Genomic DNA, 21,096 nt, shown 5'->3' with positions numbered 1-21,096 from the left:
AAATATTTTTCAATGATTCCATATTGTTTATCTCTGTATATAATCATGAGTCATTTATTATGATCTAGTCACCTAAACCCTCACAATGAAAATAACTAAATATTAAAGCTGCTGTTGCCCCAGAAGCGGCCATTCTCAATCTTGCTGCCGCTGACCCCACAGGAGTACCAAAAATTCCAGCCAGCCTCATCAGTGTACTCAATCCAGACATCATTAAACCTGTACCCAACCTACAAGTTGTTTTATTGTTTATAATCTTTCCAGTACCCACTAAAGTTAGACCTACGCCTACAAGAGTGATTGCAGCCACTATTTCACCATTGTTAATAATTCTGCTCAAATAAGCAGTCATACCTACTAATCCGACTCCCATTCCAATCATTATGTAAGGAGGCATAACTTCGGCCATCCTAATCATACTTTGAATAAATGCTGTCATAATAGCCCCATCCGCCCCCCCACCAATAAGGTACGCACCTGCACCCGTCTGTGTATCCACAATACTATACCCAGCCCCTGTCCACCCATTATAACTAATCGCACGTTGACTAATCGTCACCACCTTACCTGCATTTACTGCATTTCTCACATCTTCCATAATCACCGCTTTATGGTTGAGTTGAGGCAACACGGTATTGATGTTCGCTTGAGTCACGGTAAATATCTTTTGCCCTGCCTCAGCCGCCAACTGCAAGGCTTTCACCGCACTCACCGCTTCCGCATCTGTAATGTTCGTAGTCGGGTCATCAAACAACTGCTCAGGAATCAAATGCTCATTCGCGCTTTGTCGTGGCCCTTGACTGGCAACAAAGGCTATCAGCTCTTGTTTGTCGTTATTTTTAGCCACCGCTTGACGCATTAAACGGTCTATATCCATCATCATGCCTGCAAAGCGTACATTTAATGGAAAGCCGTATTTAAGGTTGGGTTGTAAATTGCTACTAAACGTCCCAAACGATAAAAAGCGATTGGTAATGACATTGGCCTGACTACTGGCTATCTTATCTTGCACATCATTGAGCGCAAAATAACTTTGTACCCCCACTTGTAACAACGCGCCTGTTAAGTCGTGTTTCGTCAAGGTGGCTAATTGGGTTGGGTCTTGGCTTTCTAACTTGGTTTTGGTGCTTTCTAATTGCGTTTTAAGGCTCGTGAGTTGTTGCTGGCTTAACCCCTGTAAGTCAATGCCTAGTGCATGATATTCGCCTGCTTCAATCATTTTTTCTGTTAAGACAGGCGATTGATTGGGACTGATAAAGCCCAGTTGGCTGTATATTTGTTCTCCCATCATAAAACTGGCGGTACTGGGGTTATTGAGTAGTTGGCCATTTAGCGTAATTTCGGGGCTTAATTTAATTAAATAGCCCGTCATGGCTTGCGGTAATTCACTGGGTTGAATCGGTGTGCCGTCGGCATGCGGTTTGGGTAAATAACTGTTAATGGTTTGCTCATCGGCGGCTGTGGCTGGCTTAAACGAAATGGCAAAGGGTTGGCCTGCTAATTTGACGGTACTGATTTTAAGGTCGGTACTGGCTTCGTTCAGTCGGGCTTCGCTGGCGTTTTGATACAGCTTGATGCTGAAATAATGACGCATGGTGTCGGGCAAGGTGTGATAATCGCCTGCCACGGCCACTAATTTATAGGGTAAGCCTGCACTTAAACTGCGACTGGCGTATTGTTTAATGGTTTTTGTGCCTAAGATATCGCCCACCGTTGCCGTGGGATTTTGTTGAATATAGCTTTGTAATCGGGCTTGATAATCGGTTAATGCGCTTTGTACCGCTTGTTGATTGAGATTTTGGACATAACCCCCTTGCTCATTGACGGTTGCGCCTTGTTGTGCGGCGGTGATTAAGGCTTGAGCATCAAAGGGAACGGCTTGTTGTACGTTGGTGGCTGCGGTGTATTGGTTAATTTTATACGCCGCATCTAAAGCTATCCATGTATCAGGTGTTTTGTTGACCACGCCACGACTGGGCACATAGTCAACATAGGCTTCGACCCATACGTGTTCCATACGCACCGCGACATCTACACCACCTTTGGTTAAAGCAACATTAGGAATACCGCCTTGTCCCATTAAGTTTTGGGCAGCATCTACATTTTGCACGCCGCCCACCCAATTTAATAATTGGGGTGTGGGGACGTCAATCGTGCCATAGACATAACGGGCTGGAATATTAGATGCGCGTAATAAGGCAATGAGTAAGGAGCTGGTGTCAAAGGCATTACCACGTTTGCTTTGTAAGGTAAAGTCTGCCCCTTGAATGGAGCCATAAGTGGGAACAAAGTCGATGTTGTCATACACCCATTTATAAATTTTAGCAGGGTTGTGGTCTAACTCAGCGGCTTTGGCTTGAATGGCAGGCGTAAGTTGCACGTCTTCATTTGCGGCGGTATCGGTAGCTTGTACCTCAAACGGCAATTTAGGTAAGACAGGCCAAACGGTGCCTGTGGGCAGCGTTGCCCCAACACTGGCCACTTGTAAAGGCTTAACGCCTAAAACATCGTGCAGATGCTGGAGGTAGGCTTGTTTGCTGTCTAAAGGGGCACGGACTTTGTTAGACGGACTGCTCCACGGTAAGTGTTTGCTATCGGTGTATTGCGCTCTTTCGCCTGCCCAATCGTCCAGTTGTTTGTTTAAGGTGTCTAAGGCTTTGTCTCGTTCTAGAGCATTATTTTGTTGTTGCGCTTTGGCTAAGGCTTGCAAGCTGTTTTGTAATTGTTGATGACGCGCTTGTACTTGTTTTACGGTGTCTTGATGACGTTGCAATATCTCGGCAGGCAGTTTTTTAGCCATAATATGCTGTTCAACTTGAGCAAATTGCGCCTGTTGGGCTTGCTGTTCTTTCTCAAAGCCTTGTTGTAAGGCTAAAACTTGCTCAGTACTGAGTTTGGCACGTTGTTGTTGACGTGTTTGCCATTGCACTAAAGCCGTGGTGCGGTTGGGTTTGGCATCTAAGCTATTTTGTAGCTGTAATTTTTTGACCAATTCGCGCATTTGCTCAAGTTGGCTAATGGGCGTGCTGTTATCGGTTTTGGGTTTAGGACGGGCAAATACTTCTTGTTGAATGGCCGCTTGCACAGGTTGGGTAATTAAAGAGATATAACAGGTTAAAACGACTAAGCTAATGTGTTTTAAGAGTTTATGGTTGCTTAACATGGGGGTGTCCTTATTTTTTCAGTCTTATCAAGTCGCGTGATTATCTTGTCCCCCGCAGGGGACATAAAAACCTATCGTGGGTTGTTAAACCATTGGATGCTTAAGCCTTTCATTAAAATATCAAGGGCTAAACGTTCTTTGCTCACGTCACGCCCTTCAATTTCTCTGATATAGACTGAGGCATCGCCTAACTCCGATAAGGCCTCTTGATAACGGCCTTTACTCCATAAATACTGAGCATCTTTTATCTCATCCACTGCTTTATCACGTAATTTATCGTCTTGTTTATTGAAGGCTAATTGCTCAAAGGCAATGCGTACTTCGGCAAAACGACTATCAATACTCTTGACGGTAAATGGTTGTTGTTTTTCACTGAGAATTTGTTGACCATCTGCCGATAAGGTTTTGATAGTTAATTGGTGCGTGCCTGCCAAAGACGGTAATAAAATCGGCAACCACACCTGTTGTTGACTATTGGCGGCAAGGGTAATGGTTTGGGTAACAGTACGGTTAGCATCGACTGTACCTGTACCCATCCACACCGCGCCTGAAGGTAAAGTCACTTGCAAACGAATGGTTTGCGCCGTTGCGCCTGCATTTTTGAGTTGGCTACGTACCGCCACTAATTCTTGCGGCACATAATCGACACGATGATTAACCGTTGGATTTGACCACGACAAGCTTTGGTCTAATAACGATAGCCATTTGGTTTTTTCAGTCGGTTGGTCTAAACTGGCAATTAAATCAAAGGCCATGCTTAAGCCTTTACCATAACCATACTGGTTACTGACCATCGCTGCATAGCTGGTTTGGTGACGGCCATAAAACGTTTTGTCTTCGTCTTCTTTGTCACGAATCCAATCTTTATTCACCGATGTACAGTAATTTGCGCCATAGGTGGCCGTGACGGTGCCTGTAGTTGGTTTTAAGTACAGTGGCCAACCTGCACTTTTGACTTTGCCAATGCTTTGCGGTTGGCTAAAAACTGGTGCAGTTAAGCTCATTTCGCTGTTGCTAAAGTTTAAGCGACCACGGTATTGCACACCAACAATGTCATAAATTTCGTGGTTGTACCATGTTTGTACGCCACCATCGGTGACTAAGGCATCACCACGGTGTACCGCTTCATGCAACTCTTCATCCATGTCTTTAGGAAGCTTTTCAATCGCACCTAATAACCATGTTTGATTATAACGACCACTACGGAAGGCTTTCACAAAGTCGCTTTCTTTGGTCACTAAGCTATAATTGACTTTTAGGCTATCTAAATAAGCGCGTAAGGTGGCACTACGTTGGTCAAAACAACTGTAATGACAATCACCAAAACTCCAGCCTTTAATGCCTTTATACCAATCATGGCCACAACTGTAATACACCAACACGCGAGATTGTGCGGCCAATTCAGGCGTTAACTCAATCGCTACTTGTGGGGCTTTAGCCATAAAGCTGGCAGAGGCTAAGGTTTTTACTTGACCATTGAAGCTAGTCGTTGCCACAATACTAAACACATCCCCTGCTTGACCTGTCACTGTCCAGTTGGCACTTTTGCTCACCGTGCTGCCTTTGGCTAAACTATCGACAGTCACGGTAATGACTTTAACAGGTGTGTTGCTACCCACTTTACTAATGGTTAAGGTAATGGCTTGTTGGGTTAAAGCCGCATTGCCTTGATTACTGAGAGCTAAAGCTAAGGTGACATCTTGACCAACCGTCACCTCAACAGGAGCGGCACTTAACGTGCCACTAATGCCTTCACCTGTCATCGCGGTCGATTGCACATCAACCGTTTTCACTTGGCGGGTTAATTCAATGCCTTGTTCATCTTGAACAATGCTAGTGATTGTCCATTGACCTGCATCGGCTTTATTAAATTGATAGCTGACGGGTTGTTCTACCCCACTTTGCGCGGCTAAGTTGAGCGTAGTTTGCTGGGTGTCCACGACCATACCATCGGGACGGCTAATTAAGGTTGTCACTTTGATATGGTTTAACACCACAGGGCTATCGTTTCTAAGCTGCTGTTTAATGTCTAGTTTGTCATTAAAGCCATAACTGGTTTTGTTGGTCACAAGGGTTTCAGTGACTTGTGGTGCAAGCACTTGAATGGTGGCATTGGCCAACGCTTTCCATTGATTAGCCACATTAGCCGATAAACGCGCTTGTAATACTTGATTGTAGTTGCCAACCACTGTCCATAGTGTTTGTTGATTGAGTGGCGTATCAACCGCTAAATTGGTCACGGGATAGCTGAGGGTAGCAAGCACGTGTTGTTGCTCATCCAAGAGTTCTATGCGAGTGGCTAAGTCAGTATAAGCACTATTACCGACATTGCTTAAACCCCAATCAAGGGTAATTTCTTGACCTTTTACCGCTTGTGTTGCTAAGGATAAACGGCCTGTTAAACCCTCACCTGTTAAGGTGCTAGATAAGACCTCAAAAGTGGACACTTGACGATGTAATTCAATGCCTGTTTTTTCTTGAATGATGGTGGTGATTTGCCATTGACCTGCGGCGGCACGATTTAAGGTATAATTAACCGTCTGAGGTAATTGGCTTTGGGCGTTAATATCAAGCACTTGGCTAGATTCGGATACCACTTGGCCATTGGGTTGACTAATCAGGGTGGTGACTTTGACTTGTTGTAAATTCACCACACTTTGATTATGAATCACCTCATTAATCACAATAGAGTCGTTAAGGCCATATTGCGTTTTATCTGCCGTAATTTGCGTGGTGACAACAGGTTTGCTAACGGTTAACGGTTGTTGTGCTAGCGTTTTCCAGTCATTGCCGATTTGTACTTGGAGTAAGACTTGTACCGAATCTTTAATATCAACTAAGTTAACAAGGCTTTGTTGTTGTACTTGATTATCTTTGCTGATATCCGTACGGGTATTGACCGCATATACCACTTGTTGTGTTTGTGGATTCATCACCACCACACGGACAGGTAAAGCCATCAAATCACTATTACCTTGGTTATCTAACTGCCATGTGTAATTAAGTTCTTGTCCCCAAACTGCTTCGCTTGCCCCTTGTAAAATGCCTGTTAAACCGTCACCTGTCATCGCGGTAGACTGTACATCAACCGTTTTCACTTGACGGGTCAACTCTATGCCTTGCTCATCTTTAACAATGCTGGTAATTGTCCATTGGCCTGCATTGGCTTTATTAAACTGATAGCTGACGGGTTGTTCAATCGTATTCTGTGCCAAGATATTCACGATAGCTTGTTGTGTATCAACCACCACACCATCAGGACGGCTAATCAAGGTGGTTACATTCAGATTAGTTAACGACACAGGACTCTCGTTTTTAATGTATTGTTGAATCTCAACAAGGTCATTAAAACGATAACTGGTTTTGTTGCTCTCTACGGTTGTGTTAACTTGTGGTGCAAGTACATGTATTGGCGTACTGGCGATATTTTTCCATTGACCACCCACTTTTGCAGACAAGCGTACTTGTAAAACCTGATTGTAATTACCCACGACTGTCCATGGCGTTTGTTGGTCTACTACGTTATCTAAAGCCACATTAACGGTTGCATTGTTTAGGCTAGCTATAGTCTGCTGCTGTTCGTCAATAAAATCTATTCGTGTTTCTACATCACTAAGTGGCGCATTGCCTAGGTTTTTTAAATCCCAATTAATGGCAATATCTTGTCCTTTTACCGCTTGTGCGGCTAATAGCACATGACCAGTTAAGCCTTCGCCTGTTAAGGCACTGGATAACACCTCAAAAGCGGACATTTGACGATTTAATTCAATACCATTTTTATCTTGAATGATGGTGATGATTTGCCATTGACCTGCCGCGGCACGGTTTAAGGTATAATTAACTGTCTGAGGTAATTGACTTTGGGCAGTAATGTCAAGCACTTGACTAGATTCGGATACGACTTGACCATTGGGTTGACTAATCAGGGTGGTGACTTTGACTTGTTGTAAATTCACCACACTTTGATTATGAATCACTTCATTAATCACAATAGAGTCGTTAAGGCCATATTGCGTTTTATCTGCCGTGATTTGTGTGGTGAGAACAGGTTTGCTAACGGTTAACGGTTGTTGCGCTAACGTTTTCCAGTCATCACCGATTTGTGTTTGTAACAATACCAGCAATGGTTGAGTAATATTTGGTGCTATCACACCACTTTGTTTTGCTAACTTAGCATTTTGTTCAATATCGACACTTGTATTAATCGTCGTAACAATTTGCTCTGTTTCTGGGTTAATCACTAATAATCGAACTGGCAAGCTGATAACCGTGCTATTACCCATATTTTCAAGTTGCCACGTATAATCAAGCTGCTGAGTCCAAACGGCGGTATTTGCACCTTGTAATTGTCCAGTTAAACCAACACCTGTCATAGCCGTTGGCAAGACATTAAAATGCGCTTCTCTGGTGACGGTAGGTAGATTGTCAGCAGTGACGGTTAAACGTACGGTGTAATCGCCTGCATCCGCATTTAGTAAGGGAACTTGGAAGCTTTGTTCACGTAATACTTGTGGCGCAATTTGGCCATAATCACGGCTTTGTTGCCAAATCACCGTACCATCCGCTTTTTGTAGCACTAAGGTTGTTTGGACATTCGTAGCGACTTCATTCGTAGAACTATTACGCAGTTGTTGCGTTAACGTGACAGTATCCGCACTGCTATACGATTTTTTATTACTGGTTAAAGAGGGCGTAATGAGTCCTGTGGCAGCGGCGTCACTTAGCACACTAAAAGGTAATAATTGTTGTGCAACACGTTGATTGTCGCGATATAGCTCGGCTTTTACCGTGTAGTCACCTTTGCGTAAGCCATTCACTGCCCATGTATTGGCATGATTAAGGGTCGCTTGTACCGCTAAAGACACAGGGACAAACGGTAAACTACCAATGATTTGACCTTCGCTATCAATCAAGCTAAAACGTAAATCCGCTAAGGCATCAAAACTCCCTAAGTTATTAATCACACTGTTAATGCTGAGTGATTCGGTAGACTGATAACTGGCTTTATCTAAGCTACTGTGTAAATTGAGTTGTTGATAACCGCCTTGTACAGGTAAATGCGCAATATTATTAACACCAGTATATTCTTCAAGCGTCGACGCTGTACTGATTCCTTTATCATTTGCAACAATATATAGCTCGCCAAAGTTAGCTAATGTGCCGTTATAACTTAAGGTCACATCTTCGTATTCACCAGAGTTTAAGACCTTACTGGTTAAACTTGTCCCAATGAATACACCACCTTGGGCAGGATTTCCTCGATAAAAACTCACAGGTAACCCTGTATTAATAGTCTTACCGCCTGCATTACCAATGCGTACGGTAAATACAGAAGGTTGTGTTAAGCCATTGTCAGTGATGCGAATGTATGAGGCTGAGGGGTCAATCGCTGCGGTCGAGCTTTCGTTAATTAATAAATTAGCACGGTAGGTATTATGTACCTCCCAACTTTTTGGCTCATGTTGCGGAATAGTTAAATCATCATTGACATTGGTGACATGATAACTGTATTGGTTCCAAATATTACGCGTATTAGCCCATGTTTTATTGGCACTCGATAGCATGCGAATACCATAATATGTAACATTATCAGGATGTGTCCTACTTCCTCCACCACGCGAAATAAAAATAATATCGGCATGATTGTCTGCATCCGCATCTAACACAATTGGGCGTTCGTACGCAGTACCGCTACTGTGTAACTCTTTTATCCTTACTGCACCTGTAGCTGCATCAAAGACCCATAAATACTCTTCGTCGGCATAAACAACTTCTTGTTGACCATCCCCATCAAAATCAAACACGGTAGAACCCGTATAGGATGAAGAGGTATCTTGAATTTGCGCCGACCAAATGATACTACCATCCCCCCTATACACAACGTAATTTCTAGCACCCGCTACGCCTATATCAGCCAAACCGTCACCATCAAAATCGGCAATGGTAGGGGTTCCACCATTGCCACCACCAGTAATCGTATAACGTGCCAAGAATTGCCCTTGTGCGCTATAAAGTGCTACTACCCCCTTTCCCGTGAGGATTATTTCTGGTTTGCCATCACCAGTCACATCGGCTACAGCCGCAAAACTGGGTGGCCATCGCCCCGTATCAAAAACATCATTAGATGAAAAGCGAAATAACTCTTCACCTGAATGCGTTTCTACCCCTAACTTACGAATAACCTCCGACTTACCATCACCATTTAAGTCGGCAATTGCCAATACTTCCCATAAAGGACTATTTCTCACAACATATCCTTGTGCACTAATCACGGCATCACCCACTAATATCTCAGGCGTGCCATCTGCATCCAAATCTGCGACTTCTACATGTTGCATATGGCTAGCGTCATCAGTACGTAGGATATTTTTCTTAACTTGACCATTCGCTGATAAAATAGTCAACTGCTCTTTATTGGGCCCTCCACTTGAACTGACAAGTATTTCTGGCGAGCCATCTTTATCAATATCCGCAATAGCAGGGGCATACAAACCTGAAACACTTAATTGTGGAGAACGCCAAGCTAATTGACCAGTTTTAGCATTAATTGCTTCAACACGATTGTGTGTTATTGAGATAACATGCGCGACATCATTTTTACCAATCTGGCCATCACCATTTGTATCTGTGAGTGGAGCCGCTACGATAGGAACGTAACTATTAAATAGCGTACTGTCACCCATCGGTTTTTGAGCTGTTTTACCATAATGCCAGACAGTGACGTAGTCTAGTGAACTCTCAGGTGGACGAATGGTTCGATCATCACTGGTACTGCGATAATTATTTGTCTCTAGCTTTTCAGCAATACGTTGCGGGTTATCTACCCAAACTCTAATAGGCTCGTCTTTAAAGGCGGTCTGACCTTGAATAGGAATATCTAACCATTGCGTGGTTTTACTGCCAAGGCCATTCAGCCAACTTGAGACACCGAGTACTGTTTCGTCCTCATCTAATAACTGATTATTATTGCTGTCCACAAACGCACTGAGACGAATTTCTTGGGTATCAGGAATAGCCAAGTTGCCCTTATTCGCTATGTTGGCTTTAAGCACCCCACTTATGGCTAGGCTTTGCTGGTCTGTATTCAGTAATGCAAAATCTAAGCTCTCAATACGTAAATCAGGCAGTACTCTATCAGCAGAAATTGGGCGAATACTAATAACCCCAATATCGGCTCGGTTATTTGCTTGGGCAGTCAGTTTTTTCTCAAAATAATAAGTCGCCCCTAAATGTGCAGCAGGACTCACTTCAACCTTGAGTAAATGCTCTGAAAAGCTTTTGGCTGAATATGTATCAAAAACGCCTTGGCTGTTAGTTTCTAGTGTATACAGCTCGGCTCCAGTTTCTGCACTTAAAATACGTACAGTCACATCAGGCAAGGGATTTCTTGTAATTGAATCAATGACTTTACCTGATAAAAAATAGGGCGCCAGTTTTAAAGTAAAAGAGGCATTTTCAGCTTGTTGCGTCGTGATGGTTTTTGTAATGTTCGCTGGGCCTGTCGGTGGATTATTGTAATCTGGGTGCGTAACTGAAATTTTCCAACGTCCAACAGCCAACTGGAGTACTGTTTGTTGAACATTGACACTGTCTGATACTGGAGCTTGAAATAGTTGTGTCTGAATGACTTGGCCACTATCGTTTAACATTTCAGCCTTAAATATAGGCGATATCAACATCTTACCAGTCACGGCATCGTAAGCACTCAATGTAATTTGACCATACTCTACCACTGGTGGAGGCGTTTCTCCGCCCGTTCCAGACCCCGTACCACCACCACTTGTCACAGGAATTGCTTGTAACTTAATATTTCCTAAACTGGCCGTTTTACCGCTCGGTAGGGCAATGTTAACGTCTAAATCAATATAGTTTGCCTTTTTTAGGGTAATTTTCTGCTGCCCTGCACTTGTTTGAATAGTAAAATCACCACTATTATTAGTAGTGCCAATCACCACTCCATCTTTAATAATTTGAACACCTGAAAGATTGGCAGTGGATGAACTCACTTTTCCAGTAATCGTGCCAATATAGGCTTGCTCTTGGATTAATTTTGGCGAGTAGTTAAACGTAGTTCCAAATTCGGCTGTTGCAAATCCTTGCTGTACTGCATATCCTTCTTTAGATATCTCAATTGTAAAATCACCTTCTTGCTCTAAGCCAAGCTGATAACTTCCATCTTCTCCTGTGATAGCAACTTTTGTTGTACCAACAATTTTTATCACTGCACCTGCTATACCAACGCCAGTAGCACTATCAATTACCTTGCCCTGAATTTGCATCAATCCGTTTGCTGTGGCGCGACTCAACTTCAGTTGCCCTAAAGAGACTACTTGTCCCTGTTTAACATTTATATCTAAGGTTAAAGGCGTATATCCCGCTTTTTCAATTATAAATTGATATGCGCCTTCTGCTAAATTGCTAATATTTACTTCACCAATAGGGCTACTAGTTGTTGAAGTTGTCTTGCCGTTCACGATTGAAGCGACACTGACTGTAGGAATAGCTATACCTGTTTCTGTATCAATCACAGAAAAAGAGATTTTAGATGTAATAGGTGTAATATCTGTACTCGTACGTGGTTTACTCTGCTCAAATAATGATTTCAAGAGGATAGACGTAATGTAAGTATCGTTTTCCCAACTACCATTTTCTAATTGCAAATCAATCGCTTTCTGAGAAAAGACCGTAGCACTTTCCATATTTTGACGATAGTTATGTAAGGCTTGATTTAATAATGCCTCAATAAATAAATCCTGATTATCTAGACTCCACTGACCATTAGACAACTTTTTACCTTCTAAAAAACTAATATGTCTTTTGAGATTGTCGGTTAGCTCAGGATAGGTAGCAATTAGCTTATTTATCGCTAAAAGCACATACGCATTGATGTATAAAAGTTCGATATCTTGGTAGCCCGCTGCATAATATCCCCCATTTATTGATTGCGTGTTTTTTATAAATTGGATGGCTTTTTTGATGACATCTGGGGGTAAATTGTCTACCAACAATAAAACAATGGCAGTATCTAAAATAGTACTCTGCCATCCTTCCAAATGCCCAAAACCACCATCACTATTCTGCCTCTGTAATAATTGACTGAAAGATATAGGATCTAGTAATTGTTTTTTCTGTTGCAGTAGTATCAGACGGCTCAACGATTCCGTGCTCTGATCTACTAATTCAGGTATTGATATATGTTGAGCTGATGATTCATTTAACGTTATTAATGTCATCAAGCGTTCAGTGTAGGACTGAAACTCTGTGGCAATTGATGATACTGGTTGAGTTTGTGTTTCTTGTGTTAACCAATCGACTCCTTGCTGTTCAGATGCCTGCAACAGATTTGATGCAAACAACCACACAAACATACTGTGTCCAGTCACTTTTTTCATATTTATATCCTTGATTGCACCTAGGCACTTACTGTATCAGCCCCAAAATAGCTTTTTTCACAACTACAACCAGCGTGTTAACCGTCTATAAAAAAAGACTTAGTTGTTAGGGAATGCACTATAAAAACCAACACTATAAATCACATGTTATTGGCGACAAACGGTAGAATTATACCGATAAAAATTGAAACATATGGCATCAAAATAATATCAAAAAAAATTGACTTTATTTTTTTTATAAAAATCAAAAACTTAAAAATTGGGACTGTTTTTATAAAATTTTCATCGCTCAGTTAGTTATGTTAGGATTTGATTTAATACAGAATTAAATAGCTCCGCTCAACTATTTGCAAAACTTAAAAGACATGTAGACTCTGCTCTGAGCCAAAATTTTTAAATCAAGTGATAGGATTATGATTACCCGTAACAATCAAGGCTTCACCCTACTCGAACTGTTAGTTGTCTTAGTGATTATTGGCTTGTTAGCAGGCATCATTGGCCCGAGCTTATTTAAAAATGTCGGTAAATCCGAAGTCACCACCGCCAAAGCCCAAATTGAATCCTTATCAAAAGCCATTGATACTTATCGTCTAGACACAGGTAAATTCCCTAGCACACAAGAAGGATTACAAGTCCTCACCACACGTCCCAATAACGTCGCTAACTGGAATGGTCCGTACTTAAAAAAAGCTGCACCTTTAGACCCTTGGGGTATGCCTTATCAATATAAAAGCCCCGGTGAGCATAACCCTGACTATGATTTGTATTCTTTAGGGGCTGATAAAACGCTAGGTGGAGAACAACAAAATAGCGACTTAGGCAACTGGTAATGCCGTTGTATCACCTACAAGCCCTCAGCCCTCAAGGTCAAGTCTGTCAACGTGAGGTGACGGCTAACTCAGAGGCCGATGCTAAAAACCTGTTGCAACAAGAAGGCTTAACGGTATTGGCTTGTCAAGCCGCAGACAAGCGCTTTTTGCTATTTCCCTCGTGGCAAAAAAACCGTTTTGATGTGATTTTATTTAGCCATGAACTGATGGCCTTATTAGGTGCAGGACTGTCGTTAATCGAAGCCTTAGAAACTTTAAGCGAGCGTGAAAATCATGCTCAAGAGCAAGCCATCTTACAACCCTTGATTAAACACATGTATCAAGGGCTATCGTTTTCGGCGGCTTTAAATCAATTTCCCGATATTTTTCCTGCCTTATTTATCGCAACCATTGCCGCCAGTGAACAAACAGGTGAAATGGTTGATGCTTTATCTCGTTATTTAGCTTACCAACAGCAATTAGGCATTTTAAAAGATAAAATTGTCAGTGCCGCCATCTACCCTGCCCTACTACTTGGTGTGGGTAGTTTAGTGGCGATGTTTTTATTATGTTATTTAGTGCCACGTTTTAGCAGCGTGTATGAAAACTTAGATACCGAATTACCCTTAGCCTCAAAGTTATTAATGGACTGGGGCTTATTTGCCAGTCAACATCCTTTAGCAGTAAGTTTATCCTTGTTATCGTTAGTCAGCTTGTTAGCCTTTGCCAGCCAACAAACGGCGGTGCGCGCTTATCTCAGTCAAGCCTTATACAACAATCGTTGGTTAGGGGCTAATTTACAACTGATGCAACTAGCCCGTTTTTATCGGTCTTTAAGTTTATTATTACGTGGGGGTATTCCGATTCTCAAAGCCCTAGACATGACTCAAGGTTTATTACCCCTTAACTTACAACAACAAGTCAAACAAGCGATTGAAGCGATTAGTGTCGGGCAACGGCTAAGTATTGCCTTAGAACAAGCTAAACTCAGTACGCCTGTGGCCTTACGTTTGATTCGTGCAGGGGAACGTAACGGTCAATTACCTGAGATGTTAGAGCAAACCGCCAGTTTCCATGAACATGAACTTAGTCGTTGGATTGATAGCTTTACTCGTTTGTTTGAGCCGTTATTGATGTTGTTTATTGGCTTATTGATTGGTGGCATTGTCATTTTGCTGTACTTACCGATCTTTGAATTGGCGAGTAGTGTGCAATGAGTCTCGTTAAGCTCCCCTCTTTTGATACCGCCTTGCTGGACACACTGCAAGGCGACTTTAGTCAGATTAGCTATAGCGACTGTTTACAAAAAGGATGTATGGTCGGTGTTGTTAATCACGAACTTATCCTGTTAGTCAGTCAAGCCTCAGCAGAGTTAGTGACGTGGGCAAGTTACAGGCTACAAGGTGATTTTAGTATTGCCTTGATTGAAGCTAATCTTTTAGAAAATCATCTCAGCCAATTACAGAATGAACAACAAGCGGTTAATCAATTACTCGATGTGAATCAACAAAGCTTAAACGAACGTCAACAAGCAGAAATTTCTTTATCGAGTATTGCCCAAGATGCCAATCAGGTAGTGAGATTAGTCAACTCCACGCTGTATGAAGCCCATCATAGTAGTGCCAGTGATATTCATTTAGAAAACACTGTTCAAGGACTGGTGATTAAATACCGTATTGATGGCGTATTAATCCCGATTCGTCAACTAGCCAATGTGTTATTAGCCGAACAGGTGATTTCACGCTTAAAAGTGATGGCCGAATTAGATATTGGTGAAAAACGTATTCCGCAAGATGGCCGTTTTGCCGTGACGTTACAAGGCCGAGAGATTGATTTTCGGGTGTCGATGATGCCGGGTTTATTTGGTGAAGATGCGGTCTTACGGATTTTAGATAAACAGCAACTCAGCCAAAGCAATCAACAACTGAGTTTAGAATTATTAGGCTTTGATGGGCAAACCCAACTCACTATTCGCCGTTTAGCCCAACAACCGTATGGCCTGTTACTGGTCACAGGGCCAACAGGTTCGGGTAAAACCACGACCTTGTATGCCACCCTCAGTGAAGTGAATCACGGTGATGATAAAATCATTACCATTGAAGACCCTGTCGAATATCAACTGTCAGGCGTGTTACAAATTCCGGTCAATGAGCGTAAAGGACTTACCTTTGCCAAAGGCTTACGCTCTATTTTACGCCATGACCCCGATAAAATTTTAGTCGGTGAAATTCGTGACAGTGACACCGCCGAGATTGCCATTCAAGCAGCCTTAACAGGTCATTTAGTGTTTACCTCAGTCCACGCTAATAATGTCTTTGATGTCATTAGTCGTTTTCGGCACATGGGTATTGATAATTACAGTTTTGTTGCCGCCTTAAATGGCATTGTTGCCCAACGTTTAGTGCGGTTATTATGTCCGCACTGCACGGTTGACGATTTTCCTTCTGCTGAACAATTAGCTGTCTCTAAACTCAGTGCTGCCGATTATCAAGGGGTGAATTTTAAACGTGGCAAAGGTTGCCCGCAGTGTCGAGGCACAGGTTATAAAGGCCGAAAAGCCTTGGCTGAAATTTTAGTGATGACCGATGAATTACGTGAAGCGATTTTGCAACAACAACCAATTAGCCACTTAAAAGCCCTTGCGCAACAAGGGGGAACGATCTTTATGCGTGAGCAAGCGATTGCAGCCGTGAAGCGCGGTGAAACCAGCTTACAGGAAATTAATCGTGTTACCTTTGTTGACTAAACCTCGCGTGCGTATTTACCTACATCCTGAACAAATCAGTGTTGCTCAACTGCGCGGTTGGCCACAGCCGACCATTATCGACTATCAGGTGTTTTCACCTTCCACCCACACATCAAAACAGCCAACCGCTGAATTATTACTGGCAACGCTTGAGCAAGCACTTAGTCATCTGCCAAAAGGCTCCTCTATTGAAATGATTCTTGCCAACTACTATTGCCGTTTTGTCGTTGTGCCGTGGCATGATTCATTAGACTCACAAGGCCGTGAGCAACTAAGCAAGGCCTTGTTTAACCAACAATACGCGCCTGAACAAGCCTTAGATTATCAATTCATGGCAGATAACTGCCGTTTTGGTCAAACACAACTGGTGGTTGCCATCAAGTCGTCTTTATTAACAGCCATTGAGCAATTGGCTATTGTTAAAGGCCATGCGTTTAAGTTGTTACAACCGAGTTTAGTGGTGGTATGGAATCGTTTTTATCGTCAACTGACGGGACAACAGACCTTGGCGATTGAAGAATATCATCGGCTTTATGTCATTCACCAAGACCAAGGTCATTTACAACAAGTGACTGTACAACCCAGTAGCTTGCCCCTTGCGCTTGAACAAGTGGTGTATTTCAACCGTACTGCATCAACAACAGACACCCTTAGCAACAACTGCTTATTACGCTTAAAGCCCTATCAATTACCTAACGATTGCGCTGACCCTTATCACGCCTTTACCTTGTGTGGGGTGTTTTGATGGCCAAACTCCACATTAACTTTGCTAAATCAACACCCCACAATACAACGCTTCGATTAGTTAATTTAGCTGTGGGCGGCGCATTACTGTTGTTATGCGTGTGGCAAGTGATGGAGCGTGACCGTTTAATAACTCAAATGAGTGACATAGACACACAGCAGTCTCGCCTTGAACGTCAATTACGTTTACAACAAGGCTTTGTTAAAGCCCCAGTCAGTGATGTTAAAGCCGAACAAGAAGTCAATAATATTGCTACACAACTCACCTTTCCGTGGTTAACGATACTCAGCTCTTTACACGAGCTACGCGGCAATGACATCCACCTCAGTAAAATAGAACCTAAAGCTGGCTCAAACGAGGTGCTGATTCAAGGCTATGCACCACAACAACAAGCCTTATTTGCCTTTATCAGTCGTATCGAAAATCACACGGATTGGCAAGCCGTGTTACCCCAACGTCAAGAACAAACCACCACCCTGCCTGATAAACCCCTGTATTTTCAGCTTAGCGCACAATGGCGAGGTCAGCCATGAAGTTATTCGCCTTGATGAAATGGACGTTGCGTGAATGGGGTCAACGGCTATCTTATACGCAGTTAGCCATAGCGGCTTTATTGTTGTTGGCTATTGGTTTGCAGTGGCGTGTGCTACAGCCCTTACAACAACAGGTGATGACACAGCAACTTGCGGTTAAACAATTACAACAACAAACGGCTCAAGCCTCAACAGCAAAGTCTGCTACCTTAACCGTAAACACGCCTATTCAGCCCCTAGCTACTCTTGAGCAACAATTTAAGGCTTTTTTACCGCCCTTAACGCAGCGCAATGGCCAACTGCTCAAGATTCAGCAATTAGCCAAACAACAACAACTGAGTATTGGCCAAATCGATTACCAATATCAAAGCACTTCAGTATTAGCCTTAACACAAACGCAACTACGTTTTAGCCTCACAGGTTCAGAAACACAGCTAATGACCTTTATTGCCTTGTTACTCGCACAACATCCCAATTTGGCCATCAGCCGTTTAAGCGTAGAACAAACAGATGCCCTAGCGCACAACCAACAACTGACCCTCGAAGCACAATTGTGGTTTAAAACGGAGGGCGTGTAATGAGCCAAGCCTTGTTATCTAAACCTTTATTTAGCCTGCTATTAATCACAGGGGTGGTTAGTGTGGTGATGATGCTTGAACCACGCGTTGATGAAGAAAACTCTGCCGATGATTTACTCAGTGATCACAGCCAACAAAGCGTAAGCAATCAGCCACCGAATAGCTCAATAAACAACAGCACCATCAAGGCAGACAATACCTCACAACAAGACCTTGCTAAGACTGGACAACATCCCTCACCAGCGCTTGCCCCTTGGCAACGACAACTATTTCAGTTTAAAGCGGTGAAAACTGTCAACGTGGCCAAAGTGACTTCACCTCCGCCTGTGGTCATACCACCTGTTAACCAAATAGTCAGCAATCCAGTGCTATCAACCGCAAACAGTGGCGAAAGCAATACCGTATCCGCCTATACCCCAACCATGCCCTTTGCTTATTTAGGCCGTTTAGTGCGTGACGATAAAACGACTTTATTCTTTGATTACCAAGAGCAACACCTTGCGGTTAAAGAAGGTGAAATCTTTGAAAAAAATTGGCAACTCGAACGAGTCACGGACAATACCGCATTTATTCGTTATCTGCCCAACAACAGCTTACAATCTTTATCCCTGAGTGACTCAGAATGACGTTACACATTTTATCTTTTTGCCGTTATACCCCACCCCTGATCTTGTTGCTCAGCCTGCAAGGTTGTGCTTCACACTTTCAAGAACAACGTGCCAATAAACTGTTACAACAAGGACACGCGGTTGAAGCGATGCGTTTATGGCAAACCTTGAGTGAACAACATCCACAAAGTCATCGTTTAAAATACATTCATACCCGTGATGAAGTATTAAGCAAGTTGTTAAATGAAGCGTATAAAGCCCAACGTCAACAACAAACCGATGAGGCCTTAAATCGTTACAACACTATTTTAAGCATTGACCCACAACATGCTGCCGCCTTACGCGGTGTGGAATTGATTTATCGTGAGCAACGTCATCAACAGTTACTCAAAGAGGCCGAACAAGCCTTAGCCGATGGGCAAACCGAAGAGGCCTTACGCGCTTTAAATACCATTCTCAGTGAGAATCCCCAACACGTAGCTGCTAAACAACACAAACAACAACTAGACTTGCAACAGCAACGCCAATGGTTACACGAGCCATTACTCAAACAAAGCTTACGTAAACCTGTGTCTTTAGAGTTTAAAAATGCCAGCTTACAAGCCATTTTAGATGTACTGGCACAAAGCGCAGGCATTAATTTTTTATTTGATAAAGAAGTGAAAGCCGATTTAAAAACCACGATTTATGCACGTCATACCAGTATTGAAGATGCCCTCAATCTGATTTTAAAAACCAATCAACTCAATAAAAAAGTCTTAAACGATAGTACCTTGCTGATTTATCCTGATAATCCCGAAAAAACCAAACAGTATGAAGAATTAGTGGTGAGAAGTTTTTATTTGGGTGCGGCTGACCCGAAAAAAATGCAAGACATGCTGCGGATTATGGTCAATCCCAAAGCGATGTACATTGATGATAAATTACGTTTATTAGTGATTCGCGATAGCCTAGAGATTATTAGCACGGTTGAAAAGCTGATTGCTACCTATGACATTCCTGAACCTGAAGTTAATTTAGACGTTGAAGTCTTAGAAGTGAGTTCGGACAGTTTATTAAACTTAGGCATTCAATATCCTAATCAAATTTCGGCCAGTGTGTCAGGCGCGGCCAAAAAAGCAGGTCAATTGACCATTGATGAATTAAAAGATCTCAATCGTGATAATTTTAGCTTAACCGTGCCCGACCCGATTGCCAGTGTCAATTTTAAACAAACCAGTGGTTCGGCAAATATTTTAGCCAATCCAAAAATTCGGGTGCGTAACCGCGAAAAGGCGAAAATCTTAATTGGCGATAAAGTGCCTGTTGTCACCACCACCAGTAATCAAACCTCTAGCTCGATTTCGGAGTCAGTGAGTTATTTAGATGTTGGCTTAAAACTCGAAGTTGAACCCGAAGTCCATGTCAATCAAGATGTGTCAATTAACGTGGCATTAGAAGTCAGTAGTATTGTTAAAGAGGTAAAATCCAGTACAGGTTTATTAACCTATCAAATTGGTACACGTAATGCCAATACCGTGTTACGCCTTAAAGACGGTGAAACACAAATGCTGGCAGGTTTGATTAAAGATGAACAGCGTGAAAGTGCATCCCACTTTCCCGGTTTAGGTAAACTACCATTATTAGGTAAACTTTTTTCTAATGACAGTAACAGCAATACCAAATCAGAAATTATTTTATTAATTACCCCTCATGTGGTGCGCCCGTTAAATACACCCAGCATTGACGGCTTAGAATTTGCCTCAGGCACAGGCGCGGAAGTGTCCACCAAACCTTTACGCTTAACCAGCGGTGGCCAATATAATCCACGTTCTAATAAAGGCTTAGGAGCAGCTAAAAACGCTAATGTGAGCAATACACTCAATAAGGTCGATACGCCCACACCAACAGCGAATGCACCAATACCCGCTGTCACCACAACTGAAACTAGCGCAACACCCAATAGCTCAGCCATCACTGCGCCTGAAAGTGGGGTTGACAGTAGTGAAATACCACTGAGTTTAGGCAATGACAGCGTGTTACAAGGCCAACAAGCAGCCTTACAGTTAGATATTGTTGCCCCTGCACAAATTCCTGTAAACAAAGAATTTACCGTGGCGTTAATGAGTCAAGGAGTGGCGTTTGATAAATGGTCGTTTGACATTGAAACAGCCTATCAAGGTTTAGAGATTATTAATGCCAATTTGGTTGCACCCAGTAGCACCTTTAACTATAGACCCACCAATACAGGCATACATGTTGATTTAGGGGCAACCCCCAATCACAGTGGGCCATTGATTATGCTCACACTCAAAGCTACTCAATTAAGTGATACGCCTTTGGTGTTTCGTTTAAGTCAGAGTCAGGCAGTGAATAGTCAACAACAAAAACTGTTAACGACAGGTGAGCCGCGTTCGTTAATGATTACGCCTTAAGTGAGTGTTTATTTAGTGTGGCTTGATGTAAAACCACACTAAATAAACCATAAGGTTGAGATTGGTATCTATACTAGCTAAAAACACTACATGATATTGACTCAAATA

10 protein-coding genes are annotated in these 21,096 nt (G+C 42.6%); 8 read left to right on the top strand and 2 right to left on the bottom strand.

The genetic code is table 11. The features are described from left to right. Positions 1-64: 64 nt before the first annotated feature. Both C8N29_RS05005 and C8N29_RS05000 read right to left on the bottom strand, forming a co-directional pair. Positions 65-3,163 carry a transglutaminase-like domain-containing protein gene (locus C8N29_RS05005; RefSeq protein WP_107864943.1) on the bottom strand — a complete coding sequence of 1,033 codons (3,099 nt, stop codon included), beginning with the start codon at positions 3,161-3,163 and terminating at the stop codon, positions 65-67. A gap of 71 nt (positions 3,164-3,234) precedes the next feature. Beyond that, positions 3,235-12,555, bottom strand: coding sequence for an FG-GAP-like repeat-containing protein (locus C8N29_RS05000; protein WP_107864942.1), 9,321 nt, complete (start codon positions 12,553-12,555; stop codon positions 3,235-3,237). Positions 12,556-12,968: 413 nt separating this feature from the next. On the opposite strand from C8N29_RS05000, the gene gspG reads away from it, so the two are divergent. The 8 genes from gspG to C8N29_RS04960 are packed head-to-tail and all read left to right on the top strand — an operon-like array spanning position 12,969 to position 20,988. Beyond that, positions 12,969-13,385 (top strand): type II secretion system major pseudopilin GspG, encoded by a 417-nt coding sequence (gspG, locus tag C8N29_RS04995; RefSeq protein WP_107864941.1) that lies wholly within the window; start codon positions 12,969-12,971, stop codon positions 13,383-13,385. After that, positions 13,385-14,581, top strand: coding sequence for a type II secretion system F family protein (locus C8N29_RS04990; protein ID WP_107864940.1), 1,197 nt, complete (start codon positions 13,385-13,387; stop codon positions 14,579-14,581). The genes gspG and C8N29_RS04990 overlap by 1 nt, the downstream gene beginning before the upstream one ends. After that, positions 14,578-16,110: a GspE/PulE family protein gene (locus C8N29_RS04985; RefSeq protein ID WP_107864939.1), complete on the top strand. Its 1,533-nt coding sequence runs from the start codon at positions 14,578-14,580 to the stop codon at positions 16,108-16,110. Before C8N29_RS04990 ends, C8N29_RS04985 begins: the two co-directional genes overlap by 4 nt. Continuing rightward, a complete protein-coding gene (locus C8N29_RS04980; protein WP_107864938.1) occupies positions 16,091-16,855 on the top strand; it encodes a hypothetical protein in 765 nt (254 codons plus the stop codon). The genes C8N29_RS04985 and C8N29_RS04980 overlap by 20 nt, the downstream gene beginning before the upstream one ends. Further along, positions 16,855-17,388 carry a hypothetical protein gene (locus C8N29_RS04975; RefSeq protein ID WP_107864937.1) on the top strand — a complete coding sequence of 178 codons (534 nt, stop codon included), beginning with the start codon at positions 16,855-16,857 and terminating at the stop codon, positions 17,386-17,388. Before C8N29_RS04980 ends, C8N29_RS04975 begins: the two co-directional genes overlap by 1 nt. Then, entirely contained in the window at positions 17,385-17,966 is a 582-nt protein-coding gene (locus C8N29_RS04970; RefSeq protein WP_107864936.1) for a hypothetical protein, read from the top strand. The genes C8N29_RS04975 and C8N29_RS04970 overlap by 4 nt, the downstream gene beginning before the upstream one ends. Continuing rightward, the gene (locus C8N29_RS04965; RefSeq protein WP_107864935.1) at positions 17,966-18,592 is read left to right on the top strand and encodes a hypothetical protein; all 627 of its coding nucleotides are present in this window, start codon (positions 17,966-17,968) and stop codon (positions 18,590-18,592) included. The genes C8N29_RS04970 and C8N29_RS04965 overlap by 1 nt, the downstream gene beginning before the upstream one ends. After that, positions 18,589-20,988 carry a secretin and TonB N-terminal domain-containing protein gene (locus C8N29_RS04960; protein ID WP_107864934.1) on the top strand — a complete coding sequence of 800 codons (2,400 nt, stop codon included), beginning with the start codon at positions 18,589-18,591 and terminating at the stop codon, positions 20,986-20,988. Before C8N29_RS04965 ends, C8N29_RS04960 begins: the two co-directional genes overlap by 4 nt. Positions 20,989-21,096 lie beyond the last annotated feature (108 nt).

Source organism: Agitococcus lubricus (assembly GCF_003051055.1).
In the GTDB taxonomy this organism is placed as follows: domain Bacteria; phylum Pseudomonadota; class Gammaproteobacteria; order Pseudomonadales; family Moraxellaceae; genus Agitococcus; species Agitococcus lubricus.
This window is presented reverse-complemented; position numbering and strand designations above follow the sequence as displayed.

Coding starts and splice junctions, on each gene's coding strand:
- gspG (WP_107864941.1), top strand. CDS start 12,969: ATGATTACCCGTAACAATCAAGGCTTCACCCTACTCGAACTGTTAGTT.
- C8N29_RS05000 (WP_107864942.1), bottom strand. CDS start 12,555: ATGAAAAAAGTGACTGGACACAGTATGTTTGTGTGGTTGTTTGCATCA.
- C8N29_RS05005 (WP_107864943.1), bottom strand. CDS start 3,163: ATGTTAAGCAACCATAAACTCTTAAAACACATTAGCTTAGTCGTTTTA.
- C8N29_RS04965 (WP_107864935.1), top strand. CDS start 17,966: ATGAGCCAAGCCTTGTTATCTAAACCTTTATTTAGCCTGCTATTAATC.
- C8N29_RS04975 (WP_107864937.1), top strand. CDS start 16,855: ATGGCCAAACTCCACATTAACTTTGCTAAATCAACACCCCACAATACA.
- C8N29_RS04990 (WP_107864940.1), top strand. CDS start 13,385: ATGCCGTTGTATCACCTACAAGCCCTCAGCCCTCAAGGTCAAGTCTGT.
- C8N29_RS04985 (WP_107864939.1), top strand. CDS start 14,578: ATGAGTCTCGTTAAGCTCCCCTCTTTTGATACCGCCTTGCTGGACACA.
- C8N29_RS04970 (WP_107864936.1), top strand. CDS start 17,385: ATGAAGTTATTCGCCTTGATGAAATGGACGTTGCGTGAATGGGGTCAA.
- C8N29_RS04960 (WP_107864934.1), top strand. CDS start 18,589: ATGACGTTACACATTTTATCTTTTTGCCGTTATACCCCACCCCTGATC.